Genomic DNA, 18,078 nt, shown 5'->3' with positions numbered 1-18,078 from the left:
GGACTGCGAAGCAGTCCCAACTCAAACAACCCAGTGTTTCAGGTAAACCGCATCCACAGGTTTACGGCTGCTTCGCAGCCGAGCGGGAGCAAGCTCCCTCGCCACAAGTGATCGGTTGAACATTTTAGAAAAAACAATAAAAGGTGCAGCCATGCCCGCTATTCGAATTGGCATCAACCCGATCTCCTGGAGCAACGACGACCTGCCGTCCCTCGGTGGCGAGACGCCGCTGAGCACCGCGTTGAGCGAAGGCAAGGAAATCGGCTACGAAGGTTTCGAACTCAACGGTAAATTCCCCAAGGATGCCAAAGGCGTCGGTGACGTGCTGCGGCCTTACGATCTGGCGTTGGTCTCCGGCTGGTATTCCAGCCGTCTGGCCCGCCGTTCCGTGGCCGAGGAAATCGACGCCATCGGCAGCCATGTCGAGCTGCTGGCGAAGAACGGCGCCACGGTGCTGGTCTACGGCGAAGTCGCGGACTCCATTCAAGGCCAGCGCATTCCACTGGTCGAACGCCCGCGCTTCCACACCGAACAGGCGTGGCAGGAATACGCCGACAAACTCACCGAACTGGCGCGCTTCACCCTGTCCCAGGGCGTGCGCCTGGCGTATCACCACCACATGGGCGCTTACGTCGAATCCCCGGCGGACATCGACAAGTTGATGGCCCTGACCGGCAGCGAAGTCGGCCTGTTGTTCGACTCGGGCCATTGCTACATGGGCGGCGGCGAACCGTTGCAGGTGTTGCGCAAACACATCGAACGCATCTGCCACGTGCATTTCAAGGACGTGCGCAAACCGGTGGTGCAATTGGCGCGCAACAACCTGTGGAGTTTCCCGGACTGCATCATCAACGGCACCTTCACGGTGCCGGGGGATGGCGATATCGACTTCGGCGCGTTGCTCGACGTGTTGCTGGGCGCCGATTACCACGGCTGGTTGGTGGTTGAAGCCGAGCAGGATCCGGCGGTCGCGCCGAGCTACATCTACGCCAAGAAAGGCTACGACACCTTGCGTACCTTGCTCGACGAGAGGATTGCATTATGAGCCTGCTGGTCAAAAGCAATGCCCGTGGCCGGACCATGGTCGAGTTGGGCAATGGTGAGCTGGAATACGTTGGTTTCGCCGCCTACCGCTTGAGTCTCGGCGAAACCTTGCCGGTGTCGGCGGGCGATAAAGAATTGTGCCTGGTGCTGCTCAGCGGTCGCGTCAGCATCAAGGGCGAAGCGCCGGGGCAGGGCGCGTTTGACTGGGACAATATCGGCGATCGGCAATCGGTATTCGAAGACAAATCCCCCTTCGCCGCTTACTTGCCAAGCGGCAGTCAAGCGCAAGTGGTCGCACTCAGCGACGTGCAAATCGCCGTCTGCGCTGCGCCCGGTTCATCCGCCGACAACCTCGGCCCGCGTCTGATCAAACCCGAGACCATGAAACGCAGCGTGCGCGGTAAGGGCGCCAACACTCGCTACGTCTGCGACATCCTGCCAGACACCGAACCCGCCCATTCGCTGCTGGTGGTGGAAGTGCGCACGCCGTCCGGGCATTCGTCGAGCTACCCACCGCACAAGCACGACACCGACGACCTGCCGCACCAGAGCTTTCTCGAAGAAACCTATTACCACCAGATCAACCCGCCCCAGGGCTTCGTGTTCCAGCGGGTCTACACCGACGACCGCAGCATCGACCAGGCCATGGCCGTGGAAAACAGCGACCTGGTCGTGGTGCCCAAGGGTTACCACCCGGTCAGCGTGCCGTACGGCTACGAGTCGTACTACCTGAACGTGATGGCCGGGCCGAAACGCGTCTGGCAGTTCCATAACGATCCGCAGCACAGTTGGCTGCTGGATCTTTGAACTGAAAAGCCTGAATTCCAACCTTTGCACGGAGAACAAGAACAATGAGCAACGCCCCGGTTTTAGGCCATTACATCAACGGCCAGGTGCAAGACAGCGGCAGCGAACGCTTCAGCAACGTGTTCAATCCAGCCACCGGTGCGGTGCAGGCGCGGGTCGGATTGGCCAACGAGAAGACCGTCGACGAAGCGGTTTCCTCGGCACTAAAAGCCTTCCCGGCCTGGTCCGAGCAATCGTCTCTGCGTCGCTCCCGGGTGATGTTCAAGTTCAAGGAACTGCTCGACCGTCACCACGACGAACTGGCAGAAATCATCAGCCGCGAACACGGCAAGGTGTTCTCCGACGCTAAGGGCGAAGTGACTCGCGGCATCGAAATCGTCGAATACGCCTGCGGTGCACCGAACCTGCTGAAAACCGAATTCAGCGACAACATTGGCGGCGGCATCGACAACTGGAACCTGCGTCAGCCACTGGGCGTTTGCGCCGGGGTCACGCCGTTCAACTTCCCGGTGATGGTGCCGCTGTGGATGATCCCGCTGGCACTGGTCACCGGTAACTGCTTCATCCTTAAACCGTCCGAGCGTGATCCGTCGGCCAGTTTGCTCATGGCCCGTTTGCTCACCGAAGCCGGATTGCCGGACGGCGTGTTCAACGTGGTCCAGGGCGACAAAGTGGCGGTGGATGCCTTGCTGCAACACCCGGACATCGAGGCGATTTCCTTTGTCGGTTCGACGCCGATTGCCGAGTACATCCACCAGCAAGGCACCGCTCGCGGCAAGCGTGTGCAGGCGCTGGGCGGGGCGAAGAACCACATGATCGTCATGCCCGACGCGGATCTGGACCAGGCTGCCGACGCCTTGATCGGCGCGGCTTACGGCTCGGCGGGTGAGCGCTGCATGGCGATTTCGATTGCTGTGGCGGTGGGCGATGTCGGCGACCAATTGATCGCCAAGTTGCTACCACGCATCGACCAATTGAAAGTCGGCAACGGCATGCAGGGCGACAGTGACATGGGGCCGCTGGTCACCGCCGAGCACAAGGCCAAGGTCGAAGGCTTTATCGGCGAAGGCGTGGCCCAAGGCGCACAACTGATCGTCGATGGCCGCAACTTCAAGGTGCCGGGGGCCGAGAATGGTTTCTTCGTCGGCGCCACGTTGTTCGATAACGTCACGACCGAGATGAGCATCTACCAGCAAGAGATTTTCGGTCCGGTGCTGGGCATCGTCCGCGTCCCGGATTTCGCCAGCGCCGTGGCGTTGATCAACGCCCATGAGTTCGGCAACGGCGTGTCCTGCTTCACCAGTGACGGCGGCATCGCCCGCGCGTTTGCCCGCACCATCAAGGTCGGCATGGTCGGCATCAACGTGCCGATTCCGGTGCCGATGGCCTGGCACTCATTCGGCGGCTGGAAGCGCTCGTTGTTCGGCGACCACCATGCCTACGGCGAAGAAGGCATTCGTTTCTACAGCCGCTACAAAAATGTGATGCAACGCTGGCCCGACAGCATCGCCAAAGGCCCCGAATTCAGCATGCCAACCGCCAAATAATTCACCTGCGGAGAACAACAATAATGAGCAAGCCCCTGCGTTTCGCCCTGAACCGTATGGTCGCCCCACGTTTGTCCCTGCCGGCGTTCATTGAGCTGGCGGTGACTCTCAAGGCCGACGCCATCGAGATCCGCAACGACCTTAAAGGCGTTGAGATTGAAGACGGCACCGCGCCGGAACGCGTGCGTGAATTGTGCGCGGCCAAAGGCATCACCGTGCTGTCGATCAATGCGCTGTACCCGTTTGATGTGTGGAATGACGAGCGCCGCGCGCAAGCCTTGAAGCTTGCCGCGTATGCCCGGGATTGCGGCGTGCAAGGCTTGGTCATGTGCCCGTTGAATGATCGCGCCGATAAGCGCAATGAAGCCGAACGCGCTTCGGGGTTGCGCACGGCGTTGACTGAGTTGGCGCCGATCCTGCGCGATCACGGCATTCTCGGTTTCATTGAACCGCTGGGGTTTGAAGAGTGCTCGCTGCGGCGTAAACGCCCGGCGGTGGATGCGATCAAGGCCATCGGTGGTTTGGATGTGTTCCGGCTGGTGCACGACACCTTTCACCATCACCTCGCCAGTGAACAGGAGTTTTTCCCTGAGCTGACCGGGTTGGTGCACATCTCCGGGGTCGAGGAGGCCGAAGCACCGCTCAACAGCATCCGCGACGGCCATCGAGTGCTGGTGGGCGCGGGCGACATTCTTGGTAACGCGGCGCAGATCGAGACGTTGCTGGGTAGCGGTTACAGCGGCTACCTGTCGTTCGAGCCGTTTGCCGACAGCGTCCATGGCCTGGCGGACATAGAACAGGCGATCGGCGCGAGCATGAACCACCTGCAAAAATCCTTGGCCTGAAAGGGGCGCACATGACCACTACAAGACTGACCATGGCCCAGGCCCTGGTGAAATTCCTCGATAACCAGTACATCGAGGTCGATGGGGTCCAGAGCAAATTCGTCGCCGGGGTCTTCACCATTTTCGGCCACGGCAATGTGCTCGGTCTGGGCCAGGCCCTTGAGCAGGACAGCGGCGACCTGATCGTCCATCAGGGTCGCAACGAACAAGGCATGGCCCACGCCGCCATCGGTTTCGCCAAGCAACACCTGCGGCGCAAGATTTACGCCTGCTCCTCATCGGTCGGCCCCGGCGCCGCGAACATGATCACCGCTGCCGCCACCGCCACGGCCAACCGCATCCCGTTGTTGCTGCTGCCCGGCGATGTCTACGCCTGCCGTCAACCGGACCCGGTGCTGCAACAGATCGAACAGTTTCACGACCTGAGCATCAGCACCAACGATGCGTTCAAAGCCGTGAGCAAATACTGGGATCGCATCAACCGTCCCGAGCAACTGATGACCGCGGCGATCCACGCCATGCGCGTGCTCACCGACCCCGCCGAAACCGGCGCCGTGACCCTGGCCTTGCCGCAAGACGTGCAGGCCGAGGCCTACGACTACCCGGATTACTTCCTGCAAAAACGCGTGCACCGTATCGAACGGCGTCCGGCCACCGAAGCGATGCTTGGCGATGCGTTGGCGCTGTTCAAGGGCAAGCGCAAGCCGCTGATCATTTGTGGTGGCGGGGTGCGTTACTCCGGGGCCAATGCCGCGTTGCAGGCTTTTGCCGAACGCTTCGACATTCCCTTCGCGGAAACCCAGGCCGGCAAGAGCGCGGTGGTGTCCAGCCATCCGCTCAATGTCGGTGGCATCGGCGAAACCGGTTGCCTGGCGGCGAATCTGCTGGCCAAGGATGCTGATCTGATCATCGGCATCGGCACCCGCTACAGCGACTTCACCACGGCGTCGAAGTCGTTGTTCCAGCAACCGGACGTGCAATTCCTCAACCTCAATATCAGCCCTTGCGATGCGTTGAAACTCGACGGCGTGCAACTACTGGCCGACGCCAAAACCGCTCTGCTGGCACTGGCCGACGCACTGGGCGATTACCGCTCCAGCTGGGGCGATCAACCGCGCCAGGCCAAGGCGCAACTGGATGAGGAAGTTGATCGAATCTATCAGGTCGACTACCAGGCCAAGGATTTCGTCCCGGAAATCAACGACCACATGGATCCGGCCGTGCTGCGTGAATTCATCGAACTGACCGGTTCCTGCCTGACCCAGAGCCGCGTGCTCGGCGTGCTCAACGAAACCCTGGCCGACGACGCGGTGATCGTCGCCGCCGCCGGCAGCTTGCCCGGCGACTTGCAGCGCAGTTGGCGCAGCAAGGGCGTGAACACTTACCACGTCGAGTATGGCTATTCCTGCATGGGTTACGAGGTCAACGCCGCGCTGGGCGTGAAGCTGGCCGAGCCGGATCGCGAGGTCTACGCACTGGTCGGCGACGGCTCCTACATGATGCTGCACTCGGAGCTGGCGACCTCGATTCAGGAGCGGCGCAAGATCAACGTGGTGCTGCTGGACAACATGACCTTCGGTTGCATCAACAACCTGCAGATGGAACACGGCATGGACAGCTTCGGCACCGAGTTCCGTTTCCGTAATCCTGAAACCGGCAAGCTCGATGGCGGCTTCGTCCCGGTGGATTTCGCCATGAGCGCGGCGGCCTATGGCTGCAAGACTTACAAAGTGAACACCGTTGAACAGCTGCAAGCGGCGCTGGCCGATGCTCGGTTGCAGAGCGTTTCGACGCTGATCGATATCAAGGTTCTGCCCAAGACGATGATTCACAAATACCTGTCGTGGTGGCGGGTCGGCGTGGCGCAAGTCTCCACCAGTGCGCGCACCGATGCCGTGGCCAAGACCCTGAACGAACGACTGGCGAAGGCTCGTCAGTACTGATTGCCCTCAATCCAATAAGCGGGAGTGTTTATATGTCTTTGAAGATCGGCGTCATCGGCACCGGGGCCATCGGCCAGGACCATATTCGTCGTTGCAGCCAGACCTTGCTCAATAGCCAGGTCGTCGCGGTCACCGACATCAATTTGCAGCAAGCGGCGAAAGTCGTGTCCGACCTGAAGCTGACCGCCGAGGTCTACCCCGATGGCCACGCGCTGATCAAGGCGCCGGAAGTCGAGGCGATCCTCGTCACCTCCTGGGGTCCGAGCCACGAAGAGTTTGTGCTGGCGGCGATTGCTGCGGGTAAACCGGTGTTCTGCGAGAAGCCCCTGGCGGTCACCGCCGAGGGCTGCCGCAAGATCGTCGAAGCCGAAGTGGCCCACGGCAAGCGCCTGGTGCAGGTCGGTTTCATGCGCCCGTACGACGAAGGTTATCGCGCCCTCAAAGCGGTAATCGACAGCGGCCAGATCGGCGAACCGCTGATGCTGCACTGTGCGCACCGCAACCCGACCGTGGGCGAAAACTACAAGACCGACATGGCCATCACCGACACGCTGATCCATGAACTGGACGTGTTGCGCTGGTTGCTCGACGACGATTACGTCTCGGTACAAGTGGTGTTCCCGCGCAAATCCAGCAAAGCCCTCGCACATTTGAAAGATCCGCAAATCGTCCTGCTGGAAACCGCCAAGGGCACGCGGATCGACGTGGAGGTTTTCGTCAATTGCCAGTATGGCTACGACATCCAGTGCGAAGTAGTGGGGGAGACCGGCATCGCCAAACTGCCGGAGCCGCAACAGGTGCAATTGCGCAGCGGCGCGAAATTGTCGAATGCGATTCTGATGGACTGGAAGGATCGGTTTATTGCCGCGTATGACGTTGAACTTCAGGCCTTCATTGATGGCGTTCGCGCGGGCCAGGTGGGCGGTCCATCAGCATGGGACGGTTTCGCCGCTGCAGTAGCCGCAGACGCCTGCATCGAAGCGCAAAACAACGGCCAGATCGTCAAAGTCAGCCTGCCGGACCGTCCACACTTCTACGGCTAACCGCTGATCGTTCCCACGCTCCGCGTGGGAATGCATCCCGGGACGCTCCGCGTCCCAAGAGCGGACGCAGAGCGTCCATGGCGGCATTCCCACGCAGAGCGTGGGAACGATCAGCGTCAGGTGAAGGAGAACAAGAACATGCGCATCGCACTAGACCCCTACATGTACCGCAGCCTGTCCCTGGGCAAGATGGTCGATAAGGTCGCCGAACTCGGTTACGAGCACATCGAGCTGTCACCCCGCGAAGACTTCCTGCCGTTCTACAAGGCCCCGCGCGTCGACAAGGCGCGGATCAAGGAGTTTCGCAAAGCCTTGAGCGATACCGGGGTCAAACTCTCTTCCTTATTACCGATGTACCACTGGGCTGCCGCCGATGAAGGCCTGCGGGTCGCTGCCGTGCGCAACTGGAAGCGCGCGATCCAGATTGCCGTGGAGATGGACTGCGAACTGGTGAACACCGAGTTCACCGGCCAGTCGGACAACCCGCTGGTCTGCGAAAACCAGTTCATGCGCTCCATGGACGAGCTGATCCCCGAGTTCGAACGCGAAGGCATCAAGCTCGACATTCAGGCTCACCCGTACGATTTCTGCGAGCGCAACAACGAGTCGGTGGACATCATTCGTGGGCTGGATCGCGACTGGATCAACTACCTCTACGCCGCGCCGCACACGTTTTTCTATGACGACGGTGTCGGTGATATCGCCTCGATGCTCAAGTACGCCGGCTCCAAGCTGAGCCACCTGATCATCGCCGACACCTACAACCACAAGGCGTCGTCGGGGTTGCGCTACATCGTCAACCCGCCGGGCGTCGTTGCCACCGTGCATCAGCACCTGGACATCGGGCAGGGTGAGGTCAATTGGGAGGCGTTTTTCAGCACGTTGCGCGAGATTCAATTCGATGGGATTGCCACGGTCTCGGTGTTTGCGTGGGAAGACCGGCCGGATGAGTCCAACCGGATGATGCTTGAACGGGTCAAAAGCGAACTCTGCCGCTAACGACCACCGCATTACCCTGTAACTGATCGCTCCCACGCTCCGCGTGGGAATGCAGCCCGGGACGCTCCGCGTCCCAAAAGCGGACGCAGAGCGTCCATTGATGCATTCCCACGCAGAGCGTGGGAACGATCAAGAAGGAGTTGAATCATGCGTATCGGACTTGTCGGTTACGGCCATGGCGGCCGGTTTTTCCATGCTCCGCTGCTCAGCAGCTTGCCGGGCGCCACGTTTGTTGGCGTGGTCACTCGCTCCCCGGAGCGCCGCCAGTTGCTGGCCACCGAACACCCCAACGTGCCGGCCTTCGACAGCATCGGCCAACTGGTGGAAGCCGGGATCGACGTGCTGGTGGTGTCCACGCCGCTCAAAGGTCGCCCGGCGCTGGTGCTCGATGGCATCGAGCACGGGGTGGCGGTGGTCAGCGACAAACCGTTCGCCGCCGATGCGCAACAGGCGCAAACCCTGATCACCATGGCCGAGCGCCAGGGCGTGCGGCTCAGCGTCTACCAGAACCGGCGCTGGGATTCGGACTTCCTCACCGTGCGCAAACTCATTGAGTCTGGCGCGCTGGGGCAGGTCACGCGTTTCGAATCCCGGGTCGAACGCTATTCGCCGCAAGCGGTGAACAATGGCAGCGGCGGTGGTTTCCTGCGGGATTTGGGCAGCCATCTGGTGGATCAGGCGTTGTTGCTGTTCGGCCCGGTCACCAAGGTCTACGCCGAATTGGAATACCTGGAAAAAGACCAGACCTACGACAACGGTTTCTTTATGTCCCTGACCCACGCCAACGGCGTGACCTCGCACCTGGGCGGCAGTTGCCTGCAAAACACTCCCGGGCCGCGTTTCCGGGTCACCGGCACCCAGGGCTGCTACAGCGTCGATGGCCTGGACGGGCAGGAGGCGTCGGCGCTGGCCGGGCGCTCGCCAAAAACCGAAGGCGAGCGCTGGGGCGTGGAAGAACACCGGCGCTGGGGCTGGTTCGAACAGGGCGAAGTGCGCGAGCGAGTTCCGTCCGAACGAGGCTGCTGGAACCAGTTCTATTTACAGCTACAAACCGCGTTACAGAGCGGTGGCCCACTGCCGGTGGAGGCCCGTGATGCACTGGCGACCACCCGTGTTCTGGACGCTGCGCGCTTGAGTGCCGAGCGCCGGCAAGTGGTGGATTTGGGCCAGTTTGATCACCGTGGAATAAAATCAGAATAAAATTCTAAAATGAGTTGATATAGAAATTATATTCCAATAGAGTCATTTCCAGCGACCTGCCTCGCGACCCGTTTTACTCTTTTCCCGCTTACTGAAATCGTCACGCCATATCCATAAAACCAACAAGAATGTGGAGAAAGACTTTTCATGAAGACCAAGATCCGTTTCACCGCACTTGCCTTGTCCCTGATGTTCGCCAGCGGCGCTGCACTGGCCGATATGAAGATCGGCGTGAGCATGTCCCAGTTCGATGACACCTGGCTGACCTACCTGCGCGAATCCATGGACAAGAAAGCCAAGACCTACCCTGAAGGCGTGCAGCTGCAATTCGAAGATGCCCGCAGCGACGTGGTCAAGCAGCTCAGCCAGGTCGAAAGCTTCATCAGCCAGAAAGTCGATGCCATCGTGGTCAACCCGGTGGACACCGCCGCCACCCGTAAAATCACCGAAGCCGCGGTCAAGGCTGGCATTCCGCTGGTCTACGTCAACCGCCGTCCGGATGACCTGAAGCTGCCCAAAGGCGTGGTAACCGTGGCCTCCAACGACCTGGAGGCCGGTGAAATGCAGATGCAATACCTGGCCGACAAAATGGGCGGCAAGGGCGACATCGTGATTCTGCTCGGCGACCTCGCCAACAACTCCACCACCAACCGCACCAAGGGCGTGAAAGAGGTGCTGGCCAAGTACCCGAACATCAAGATCGAGCAAGAACAGACCGGTATCTGGCTGCGGGATAAAGGCATGACCCTGGTCAACGACTGGCTGACCCAGGGCCGCAAATTCGATGCGGTGGTGGCCAACAACGACGAAATGGCGATTGGTGCTGCGATGGCCCTGAGTCAGGCCGGCGTCGACAAAGGCACCGTGCTGATCGCCGGGGTCGACGGTACGCCGGATGGCTTGAACGCGATCAAGAAAGGCAACATGGCGGTCTCGGTGTTCCAGGACGCCAAGGGGCAAGCCGACGGTTCCATCGACACCGCCGTGAAAATGGCCAAGAACGAAACGGTGGAACAGAACGTCTGGGTGCCATACCGCCTGATCACCCCGCAAAACGTCGACACGTTCAAATAGCCCGTCCGCTCAATAACAACAATAAGCACGCAAGGCCGCCACCGCGACCTTGCTGATGGAGTACCTGATCATGTTCGCTTCAGCGACTGCTTCGAGCACCACCCCGTTGGTGGGTATCCAGCCAACCGCAACACCTGTCGATGAGCCGTACCTGCTGGAGATCATCAACGTCAGCAAGGGTTTTCCCGGTGTCGTGGCCTTGTCCGATGTGCAACTGCGAGTGCGCCCCGGCTCGGTACTGGCCCTGATGGGCGAGAACGGCGCGGGCAAATCGACCCTGATGAAAATCATCGCCGGCATCTACCAGCCGGACGCCGGTGAAATTCGCCTGCGGGGCAAACCCGTGGTGTTCGAAACGCCGTTGTCGGCACTCCAGGCCGGGATCGCGATGATCCACCAGGAACTCAACCTGATGCCGCACATGAGCATCGCCGAGAACATCTGGATCGGCCGCGAGCAACTCAACGGCCTGCACATGATCGATCACCGCGAGATGCACCGCTGCACCGCCGCTCTACTGGAACGCCTGCGGATCAACCTCGATCCTGAAGAACAGGTCGGCAACCTGAGCATCGCCGAACGGCAGATGGTCGAGATCGCCAAAGCCGTGTCCTATGACTCGGACGTCCTGATCATGGACGAACCGACCTCGGCCATCACCGACAAGGAAGTCGCCCACCTGTTCTCGATCATTGCCGACCTGAAAAGCCAGGGCAAAGGCATCATCTACATCACCCACAAAATGAACGAAGTGTTCGCCATCGCCGATGAAGTGGCGGTGTTCCGTGACGGCGCCTACATCGGCCTGCAACGGGCCGACAGCATGGACGGCGACAGCCTGATTTCGATGATGGTCGGTCGCGAGCTGAGCCAGTTGTTCCCGGTGCGCGAGAAGCCGATTGGCGATCTGCTGCTGTCGGTGCGCGACCTGAAACTGGACGGGATTTTCAAAGGTGTGTCCTTTGACTTGCATGCCGGGGAAATCCTCGGGCTCGCCGGGTTGATGGGCTCCGGGCGGACCAACGTCGCCGAAGCGATTTTCGGCATCACCCCGAGTGACGGCGGCGAGATTCGCCTCGATGGCCAGGTGGTGCGCATCAGCGATCCGCACATGGCGATCGAGAAGGGCTTCGCGCTGTTGACCGAGGATCGCAAGCTCAGCGGCCTGTTCCCGTGCCTGTCGGTGCTGGAAAACATGGAAATGGCGGTGCTGCCGCATTACGCCGGTCACGGCTTTATCCAGCAGAAAGCCCTGCGGGTGTTGTGCGAAGACATGTGCAAGAAGCTGCGGGTCAAGACCCCGTCGCTGGAGCAGTGCATCGACACCTTGTCCGGCGGCAACCAGCAGAAAGCCTTGCTCGCGCGCTGGCTGATGACCAATCCACGGATCCTGATTCTCGACGAACCGACCCGTGGCATCGATGTCGGCGCCAAGGCCGAGATCTATCGGCTGATCTCCTACCTCGCCAGCGAAGGCATGGCGGTGATCATGATTTCCTCGGAACTGCCGGAAGTGCTCGGCATGAGCGACCGGGTGATGGTCATGCACGAGGGCGACCTGATGGGCACCCTCGACCGCAGTGAAGCGACCCAGGAACGGGTGATGCAATTGGCCTCGGGTATGTCCGCGGTTCACTAATTGATGCCGGCGCTGGCTGCGGCCAGCGCGGGCGACGCGATAGAAGGGTGAGTGGTTATGAACGCGATACTGGAAAACAAGCCAGCAACGGCACCGGCCAAGAGTCGTCGGCGCTTTCCGACCGAGTTGAGCATCTTTCTGGTGCTGATCGGCATCGGCCTGGTCTTTGAAGTGTTTGGCTGGATCGTGCGCGACCAGAGCTTCCTGATGAACTCCCAGCGTCTGGTGCTGATGATCCTGCAAGTATCGATCATCGGCCTGCTAGCCATCGGCGTGACCCAGGTGATCATTACCACCGGTATCGACCTGTCTTCCGGCTCGGTGCTGGCGCTGTCGGCGATGATTGCCGCCAGCCTGGCCCAGACGTCGGACTTCGCCCGGGCGGTGTTTCCATCGCTGACCGACTTGCCGGTGTGGATCCCGGTGATTGCCGGGCTCGGGGTCGGGTTGCTGGCGGGGGCGATCAACGGCAGCATCATCGCCATCACCGGCATCCCGCCATTTATTGCCACCCTCGGCATGATGGTCTCGGCCCGTGGCCTGGCGCGCTATTACACCGAAGGCCAACCGGTGAGCATGTTGTCCGATTCCTACACCGCTATTGGCCACGGCGCGATGCCGGTGATCATCTTCCTGGTGGTGGCGGTGATCTTCCACATCGCCCTGCGCTACACCAAATACGGCAAGTACACCTACGCCATCGGCGGCAACATGCAGGCGGCGCGGACCTCCGGAATCAACGTCAAACGGCATCTGGTGATCGTCTACAGCATCGCCGGGCTGCTCGCAGGCCTGGCTGGCGTGGTGGCCTCGGCCCGTGCCGCGACCGGCCAGGCCGGGATGGGCATGTCCTATGAACTGGATGCGATTGCCGCGGCCGTCATCGGCGGCACCAGCCTGGCGGGTGGCGTCGGGCGCATCACCGGCACGGTGATCGGCGCGCTCATCCTCGGGGTGATGGCCAGCGGCTTTACCTTTGTCGGGGTCGATGCCTATATCCAGGACATCATCAAGGGCTTGATTATTGTGGTGGCGGTGGTCATCGACCAGTACCGCAACAAGCGCAAACTCAAGCGCTGAAGCCGAAACAAACCGCAAAATGCGCCACGCCTGACCCGCGTGGCGCAGCCGTTTGTCTTCTATATACAGCCGCTGGACTGAATTTCTTGCTATAAACGCACTCCGATAACCACCACAACGACTGCCATAGAGCACTTTCCGGGTGTTGTCGGACAAATTCGCTGTCTTTTCAGTTGCTGAGGTCTCAAGTCGGCCTTAGACTGCCGCCCCTCGTAAATTGAGTGCCGGGTGGCGCTTGGAATAAATGGCGCCTTTGCGACGGACGAACGAGGTCCGGCGCAACGCTCCCTAATTCGCCTTAATGCACGTTTTTTTATAGAGATATCAATGACAAAGGACAAGTTGCTGGCCATGCCGGCGGATGACTACATGAATGCCGAGCAACATGCTTTTTTCTCCGAGCTGTTGCAGAACATGAAAGTCGAAACCCACGAGCGTATCGAACAGAATCGCATCGCCATCGAAAGCCTGGACACCCCGGCTGACCCGGCCGACGCAGCTTCCGTTGAAGAAGAGCGCACCTGGCTGGTCAACGCGATCGATCGCGACCAGCGCATGCTGCCTCAGTTGGAACAGGCTCTGGAACGCATCAAAGAAGACAGCTTCGGCTGGTGCGACGACAGCGGCGAGGCCATTGGCCTGAAACGCCTGCTGATCAGCCCGACCACCAAGTACTGCATCGAAGCTCAAGAGCGTCACGAACAGATCGACAAGCACCAGCGTCAGGCCTGATTCCGTAGCGCCCCCATCGCGGGCGAGCCTTGCTCCTACAGGAGCGGGGCTTGCCCGCGATGCTTTTTGCCGTCTGCGAAACCTCTGCACTTCTATTGATCTGCTGCAACATCCACGACTAACGGACCATAGATAATGGCTCATTAGTGGCGTTTAATGCAGTCACAACAAATAGAAGACGCATGGGGTGACGAAGATGACGAGAGACGGATCTCTGGTTGGGCATGTGCCTGCACCAGTGCTTGCGCCGAAAGCCCTTTGGCTGACGCCGACCTTGCAAAGCATCGCCCTGGTGCTATTGCTCTGCGGCATGTCCCTGGGCGGTGCATCGCTTTATATCGGCCTGCCGGTGGCCGTGCTGATCATCTGGCTGCCGCGCCTGCGTTCACGGGCGATCCCCGATACGACCCCGGCGGACAACGCCAGTGCGATCGCCGAGCTGACTCGCGACCTTTCCTACACCACCAGTCACAACGCACTGTCTGCAGCGGGCGTGGCCTTTTCGGTCAAGCAGCTGGCGGAGAAGGTGCAATCACAACTCGACGCGGCCAAGCGAATCGTCAGCAACGCCGAAGTGATGATCAGCACCGAACAGGCGACATCGTCACTCAGTCGCGAAGCCTTGGGCGCCGCCAGCGAAGCCCATCAGAGCAGTGCCGTCGGGCGTACCGAGTTGATTGAATCGATCTCGCGCATGCATCAGCTCAGCCAGCGCGCCAGTGCCAGCCGTGAACTGATCGAAGCCCTGAGCCTGCGCAGTGACGACATCCAGCGGGTGACCCTGGTGATCCAGTCCATTGCCAGTCAGACCAATCTGTTGGCGCTGAACGCCGCCATCGAAGCCGCGCGGGCCGGGGAACACGGTCGCGGGTTTGCCGTGGTGGCGGATGAGGTTCGTGGTCTGGCTGCGCGCACGGCGACGGCCACCGGCGAAGTCGGGGAGATGGTCGCCGACATCCAGCAACGCACCGCGCAAGTGGTGGAGCAGATCCGCCAACTCTCCAGCGACCTGGACATTGGCGTCAAGCAGGTCGAACACACCGGCCAGCATCTGGAAAACATTGCGCGGCTGTCTGCCGGTGTGGAACTGCAGGTCGGGGAAATCGCCCGTGGCGCCGACACCAACCGCGAACAACTGGATAGCCTGTTTCATGCCATCGAGCAGATGCGCAGCGACCTGGCGATCAGCGACCAGCAAACCCAGCGTCTGGCTCAGGCGGCGGTGCAGATGGAAGGCCAGGCCGAAACCATCAGCGAACGCCTGGCCGAAGTCGGGCTGGACGATTACCACCAGCGGATTTATGACCTGGCCCGCGAAGGCGCCAGTCAGATTGCCGCGCGCTTCGAAGCGGATATCGACCAGGGCCGGGTCAGCCTCGATGACCTGTTCGATCGCAATTACCAGGCGATTGCCAACACCAGCCCGGCCAAGTTCCAGACCCGTTTCGACCGTTACACCGATCAGGTATTGCCGGCGATCCAGGAACCGTTGCTACCGCGTCATGAAGGTTTGGTGTTTGCCATCGCCTGCACCCAGCAGGGCTATGTGCCGACCCATAACACGGTGTTCAGCCAGCCGCTGACTGGCGATGCTCAGGTTGATGCCGTGCAAAACCGGACCAAGCGCAAGTTTGCCGATCGCACGGGGATTCGCTGTGGCAGCCATCAGCAGCCGGTGTTGTTGCAGACCTATACGCGGGATACGGGCGAGTTGATGCACGATCTGTCGGTGCCGATCATGGTGAAGGGGCGGCATTGGGGTGGGTTGCGGTTGGGCTACAAACCCGAAAAACCAAGGGGACCTATGTAGCAGCTGCCGAGGTACGAGGCTGCGTTCGGCTGCGAAGCAGTCGTGAAATCAGGCGATGCGGTGTATCAGGAAGACCGCGTGCAGCCGAACGCAGCCTCGTACCTCGGCAGCTGCTACAACGCCAGTTGCTACATGGTGCGTGTTTCGTCTAGTGAACCTGATGCATCCGCAGGTTCAAATCATCGACCACCCGCGCCCAATCAGCGTCTTCACGCAGTTGTTCTTTCAGGAAACCGGCTTGTTGCGGGGTCCAGAACTCGGCGTCGATCAGTTTCTTGTCATCGGGAAGCGGTGAGTGGCTGGCGATGAAATCGTCGATGGCCTTCTGGCCGGAGTCCAGGCCGAGCTGGTCGAACAAGCCTTTCAAATCGTGTGTAGGTGAATCCATGTTCATCTCCTTGCGGGTCGCGTCGAGTGCGAGGTCTGAGGTGCGGTCTCACTGCATCTGAGGGAGCCGCGCTTCAGGAGTTCGATTGCGATGGTCGAAAGCAGGAGAGAGCATAGACGGCAAAGCGGGATCAGGCTTTCAACGCGCCGCCATCAACTGCCAGCTTCAGGGCCTTGGCGGCTTCCTGAGCGGCGATGGCCGCAACGTCGGAGGTCTTGAACCAACGATCCTTCTCGACCTGGTGGTAGGTCACGGTGGTCAAGGGAGGTTTGGCACGCATGACAATGACAGCCTGGAATTCGCCTTCGACCTCTCTGGCTTCGCCCCGGATAAAAAATTCACCGATATCAAATTCCGTCACGTAGCTGCCTTCCCTTGGAAATGTTCTGTCGTATTGAACGCCGTCCACCGAGGGGCCGGGATTCATGGGTCGTGCAGTATGGCAGTAGTTGTCGGCCGACGGCTGAGTTAAGTCGTCGGCGTGACGAAACGTCATTGGAGATAAAGGCAATGGTCGACCTCAGGTACGCGCCGCCAGTGAGCGGGCGAGGGCGCAGGCTTCGTTGTGATCGGTGCGGAAACCTCTGACACGACCGGTGGAAGTTTCCTTGATATGAAAGAAAGACTTGCCCGCCGGTACCACCTGAAAGCGCGGCAAGGCCAGCGTCTGATGGGGCAGGGCATAAGTCTGGAGCACCGCCGGATGCACGGGCGCGGGGTTGTTTGAGTGACGTGTGGAGAGATTTGCAAAGTGGGTCATCGTGCACATAAGAAGTCCTTTTCGTGTGTTTACCGACGTGTGTCCGTCGTTTTGAGTAGTCTCGATGAGCATCGCTGCTCTAGAATCGCCATCACTGGTTGGCGATCGCTTCCATCTAAAGCAATTTTTTACGGGCGATATGTCGGAAAAGTGCTTTTCTTAGAGAGAATTTTCCCTAAAGTTAGTAGTCCGCTTTTTCTGGCCGCGAGAAGGGCGTTTTCCTTCAACGTCTGGCGAATGTCAGGGGGGACGGCGCGAGTGACAATCCAGTAATCTCATTTACCTCGCAATGGATGAGCGCTCAGCTCAGTTCAGGATTCAACCCGGCTCATTCGGCAACACTTTCGCCATGGCCTTTTTTCTGCTGTGCGTTTTTCCTGCGTACGGCATCATTTTCAGATGTGGGGATGTTTCCTTGGCAGTAAGTAATCTTGATATGCACGCGTTATTCGTCCTGGGTGATTTGCGTGCGAAGTTGGTTAAGCAGTTTCAGTCCCGCTTTGTCTATGTCACCGAACAGAACGCTGAAGGCATCTACATTGCCGAAATCGATACCGAAGAAGCGCTGGTGGTGGATGACAAGCCTGGCCTGAAGCTCAAGGTCGGCGATCATTTCAGCGCTTCGGTATTGCCCAGTCGCGAAGGCGGCAAGCTGGACATCAAGTTCCGTGAAATCAAACTGACGGTCTACGGCCTGGGCGATTACGCCTTCGTCACCACGGCGGACGGTCACGGCATCGTGTTCAAGGAAGGTCATAGCGTGGTGATGGTGTTCGCCGCCCACCAACAGTTGCAGGAAGGCCTGACCAAAACCCTGAAAGCCGTGACGGCCAAGGCCGCCAAGTGGCGCAAGGGTGAACTGGTCACCTTCAAGGCCAGCGAGTAATGCCGCTGACCCGCGCGGATTTCCATGTGCAGAACCTCGCCAGTGCACAGGTCGAGGCCCAGCGCCTGTTCGATCAGAAAGCGATTCTGCAAGGCGGTTGGCTGACCTGGGTGGCGTCACAGATCTACACCTTGCGTCCGGCGGAGTACGCCAGCATGGTGCGAAGGGAACTGGCGCGCTTGCAGCAACCTTCGGAAAAGTAATCCTCGCACCTCGTAACCTCTAAAAAGCAGGAACCTCTACTACAGTCAGTGGACTGAGTATTCAGAGGCTTGCGGTCT

The 18,078-nt window shown here is 60.0% G+C and carries 18 protein-coding genes; 15 read left to right on the top strand and 3 right to left on the bottom strand.

The window, feature by feature from the left end:
- Positions 1-151 precede the first annotated feature (151 nt).
- The 13 genes from iolE (at position 152) to HKK52_RS06845 (ending at position 15,763) form a co-directional block, all read left to right on the top strand.
- Complete coding sequence (gene iolE, locus HKK52_RS06905) at positions 152-1,045, top strand: myo-inosose-2 dehydratase (protein WP_169370155.1); 894 nt, start codon at positions 152-154, stop codon at positions 1,043-1,045.
- Complete coding sequence (gene iolB, locus HKK52_RS06900) at positions 1,042-1,851, top strand: 5-deoxy-glucuronate isomerase (RefSeq protein ID WP_169370154.1); 810 nt, start codon at positions 1,042-1,044, stop codon at positions 1,849-1,851. Before iolE ends, iolB begins: the two co-directional genes overlap by 4 nt.
- Before the next feature lie 44 nt (positions 1,852-1,895).
- Positions 1,896-3,398: a CoA-acylating methylmalonate-semialdehyde dehydrogenase gene (locus HKK52_RS06895; protein ID WP_169370153.1), complete on the top strand. Its 1,503-nt coding sequence runs from the start codon at positions 1,896-1,898 to the stop codon at positions 3,396-3,398.
- Between the two features lie 23 nt (positions 3,399-3,421).
- Positions 3,422-4,243: a TIM barrel protein gene (locus tag HKK52_RS06890; RefSeq protein WP_169370152.1), complete on the top strand. Its 822-nt coding sequence runs from the start codon at positions 3,422-3,424 to the stop codon at positions 4,241-4,243.
- 11 nt (positions 4,244-4,254) lie between these two features.
- Positions 4,255-6,186, top strand: a complete 1,932-nt coding sequence (gene iolD / locus HKK52_RS06885) for a 3D-(3,5/4)-trihydroxycyclohexane-1,2-dione acylhydrolase (decyclizing) (protein WP_169370151.1) — start codon at positions 4,255-4,257, stop codon at positions 6,184-6,186.
- Between the two features lie 32 nt (positions 6,187-6,218).
- The gene (locus HKK52_RS06880) at positions 6,219-7,229 is read left to right on the top strand and encodes a Gfo/Idh/MocA family protein (RefSeq protein WP_169370150.1); all 1,011 of its coding nucleotides are present in this window, start codon (positions 6,219-6,221) and stop codon (positions 7,227-7,229) included.
- Between the two features lie 138 nt (positions 7,230-7,367).
- On the top strand, positions 7,368-8,228 hold the full coding sequence (locus HKK52_RS06875; protein WP_169370149.1) for a sugar phosphate isomerase/epimerase family protein: 861 nt from the start codon (positions 7,368-7,370) through the stop codon (positions 8,226-8,228).
- Positions 8,229-8,375: 147 nt separating this feature from the next.
- A complete protein-coding gene (locus tag HKK52_RS06870; protein WP_169370148.1) occupies positions 8,376-9,428 on the top strand; it encodes a Gfo/Idh/MocA family protein in 1,053 nt (350 codons plus the stop codon).
- A 147-nt stretch (positions 9,429-9,575) separates the two neighbouring features.
- Positions 9,576-10,502, top strand: a complete 927-nt coding sequence (locus HKK52_RS06865; RefSeq protein ID WP_169370147.1) for a sugar ABC transporter substrate-binding protein — start codon at positions 9,576-9,578, stop codon at positions 10,500-10,502.
- A 70-nt stretch (positions 10,503-10,572) separates the two neighbouring features.
- Positions 10,573-12,141: a sugar ABC transporter ATP-binding protein gene (locus tag HKK52_RS06860; RefSeq protein WP_169370146.1), complete on the top strand. Its 1,569-nt coding sequence runs from the start codon at positions 10,573-10,575 to the stop codon at positions 12,139-12,141.
- A 57-nt stretch (positions 12,142-12,198) separates the two neighbouring features.
- Complete coding sequence (locus HKK52_RS06855; protein ID WP_169370145.1) at positions 12,199-13,221, top strand: ABC transporter permease; 1,023 nt, start codon at positions 12,199-12,201, stop codon at positions 13,219-13,221.
- A 327-nt stretch (positions 13,222-13,548) separates the two neighbouring features.
- Positions 13,549-13,953, top strand: a complete 405-nt coding sequence (locus HKK52_RS06850; protein WP_007907888.1) for a TraR/DksA family transcriptional regulator — start codon at positions 13,549-13,551, stop codon at positions 13,951-13,953.
- Positions 13,954-14,149: 196 nt separating this feature from the next.
- On the top strand, positions 14,150-15,763 hold the full coding sequence (locus HKK52_RS06845; protein ID WP_169370144.1) for a methyl-accepting chemotaxis protein: 1,614 nt from the start codon (positions 14,150-14,152) through the stop codon (positions 15,761-15,763).
- Between the two features lie 148 nt (positions 15,764-15,911).
- On the opposite strand, the gene HKK52_RS06840 is transcribed toward HKK52_RS06845, so the two are convergent.
- The 3 genes from HKK52_RS06840 to HKK52_RS06830 form a co-directional block, all read right to left on the bottom strand.
- Positions 15,912-16,151: a DUF2789 domain-containing protein gene (locus HKK52_RS06840; protein ID WP_169370143.1), complete on the bottom strand. Its 240-nt coding sequence runs from the start codon at positions 16,149-16,151 to the stop codon at positions 15,912-15,914.
- 130 nt (positions 16,152-16,281) lie between these two features.
- On the bottom strand, positions 16,282-16,512 hold the full coding sequence (locus tag HKK52_RS06835; RefSeq protein ID WP_169374194.1) for a hypothetical protein: 231 nt from the start codon (positions 16,510-16,512) through the stop codon (positions 16,282-16,284).
- 159 nt (positions 16,513-16,671) lie between these two features.
- Positions 16,672-16,920 (bottom strand): hypothetical protein, encoded by a 249-nt coding sequence (locus HKK52_RS06830; protein WP_169374193.1) that lies wholly within the window; start codon positions 16,918-16,920, stop codon positions 16,672-16,674.
- 406 nt (positions 16,921-17,326) lie between these two features.
- On the opposite strand from HKK52_RS06830, the gene HKK52_RS06825 reads away from it, so the two are divergent.
- Both HKK52_RS06825 and HKK52_RS06820 read left to right on the top strand, forming a co-directional pair.
- Positions 17,327-17,797 carry a hypothetical protein gene (locus HKK52_RS06825; protein ID WP_054052821.1) on the top strand — a complete coding sequence of 157 codons (471 nt, stop codon included), beginning with the start codon at positions 17,327-17,329 and terminating at the stop codon, positions 17,795-17,797.
- Positions 17,797-18,000 (top strand): hypothetical protein, encoded by a 204-nt coding sequence (locus tag HKK52_RS06820; RefSeq protein WP_149658377.1) that lies wholly within the window; start codon positions 17,797-17,799, stop codon positions 17,998-18,000. The genes HKK52_RS06825 and HKK52_RS06820 overlap by 1 nt, the downstream gene beginning before the upstream one ends.
- The last annotated feature ends 78 nt before the right edge of the window (positions 18,001-18,078 follow it).

The sequence above is a fragment of the Pseudomonas sp. ADAK2 genome, assembly GCF_012935755.1.
Taxonomy (GTDB): Bacteria; Pseudomonadota; Gammaproteobacteria; order Pseudomonadales; family Pseudomonadaceae; genus Aquipseudomonas.
Note: the sequence above shows the minus strand (reverse complement) of the source record. Positions and strands in the feature narration are given on the sequence as shown.

Excerpts from the sequence above, each read along its gene's own strand:
- iolE (WP_169370155.1), top strand. The coding sequence starts at position 152 with ATGCCCGCTATTCGAATTGGCATCAACCCGATCTCCTGGAGCAACGAC.
- iolB (WP_169370154.1), top strand. The coding sequence starts at position 1,042 with ATGAGCCTGCTGGTCAAAAGCAATGCCCGTGGCCGGACCATGGTCGAG.
- HKK52_RS06895 (WP_169370153.1), top strand. The coding sequence starts at position 1,896 with ATGAGCAACGCCCCGGTTTTAGGCCATTACATCAACGGCCAGGTGCAA.
- HKK52_RS06890 (WP_169370152.1), top strand. The coding sequence starts at position 3,422 with ATGAGCAAGCCCCTGCGTTTCGCCCTGAACCGTATGGTCGCCCCACGT.
- iolD (WP_169370151.1), top strand. The coding sequence starts at position 4,255 with ATGACCACTACAAGACTGACCATGGCCCAGGCCCTGGTGAAATTCCTC.
- HKK52_RS06880 (WP_169370150.1), top strand. The coding sequence starts at position 6,219 with ATGTCTTTGAAGATCGGCGTCATCGGCACCGGGGCCATCGGCCAGGAC.
- HKK52_RS06875 (WP_169370149.1), top strand. The coding sequence starts at position 7,368 with ATGCGCATCGCACTAGACCCCTACATGTACCGCAGCCTGTCCCTGGGC.
- HKK52_RS06870 (WP_169370148.1), top strand. The coding sequence starts at position 8,376 with ATGCGTATCGGACTTGTCGGTTACGGCCATGGCGGCCGGTTTTTCCAT.
- HKK52_RS06865 (WP_169370147.1), top strand. The coding sequence starts at position 9,576 with ATGAAGACCAAGATCCGTTTCACCGCACTTGCCTTGTCCCTGATGTTC.
- HKK52_RS06860 (WP_169370146.1), top strand. The coding sequence starts at position 10,573 with ATGTTCGCTTCAGCGACTGCTTCGAGCACCACCCCGTTGGTGGGTATC.
- HKK52_RS06855 (WP_169370145.1), top strand. The coding sequence starts at position 12,199 with ATGAACGCGATACTGGAAAACAAGCCAGCAACGGCACCGGCCAAGAGT.
- HKK52_RS06850 (WP_007907888.1), top strand. The coding sequence starts at position 13,549 with ATGACAAAGGACAAGTTGCTGGCCATGCCGGCGGATGACTACATGAAT.
- HKK52_RS06845 (WP_169370144.1), top strand. The coding sequence starts at position 14,150 with ATGACGAGAGACGGATCTCTGGTTGGGCATGTGCCTGCACCAGTGCTT.
- HKK52_RS06840 (WP_169370143.1), bottom strand. The coding sequence starts at position 16,151 with ATGGATTCACCTACACACGATTTGAAAGGCTTGTTCGACCAGCTCGGC.
- HKK52_RS06830 (WP_169374193.1), bottom strand. The coding sequence starts at position 16,920 with ATGTGCACGATGACCCACTTTGCAAATCTCTCCACACGTCACTCAAAC.
- HKK52_RS06820 (WP_149658377.1), top strand. The coding sequence starts at position 17,797 with ATGCCGCTGACCCGCGCGGATTTCCATGTGCAGAACCTCGCCAGTGCA.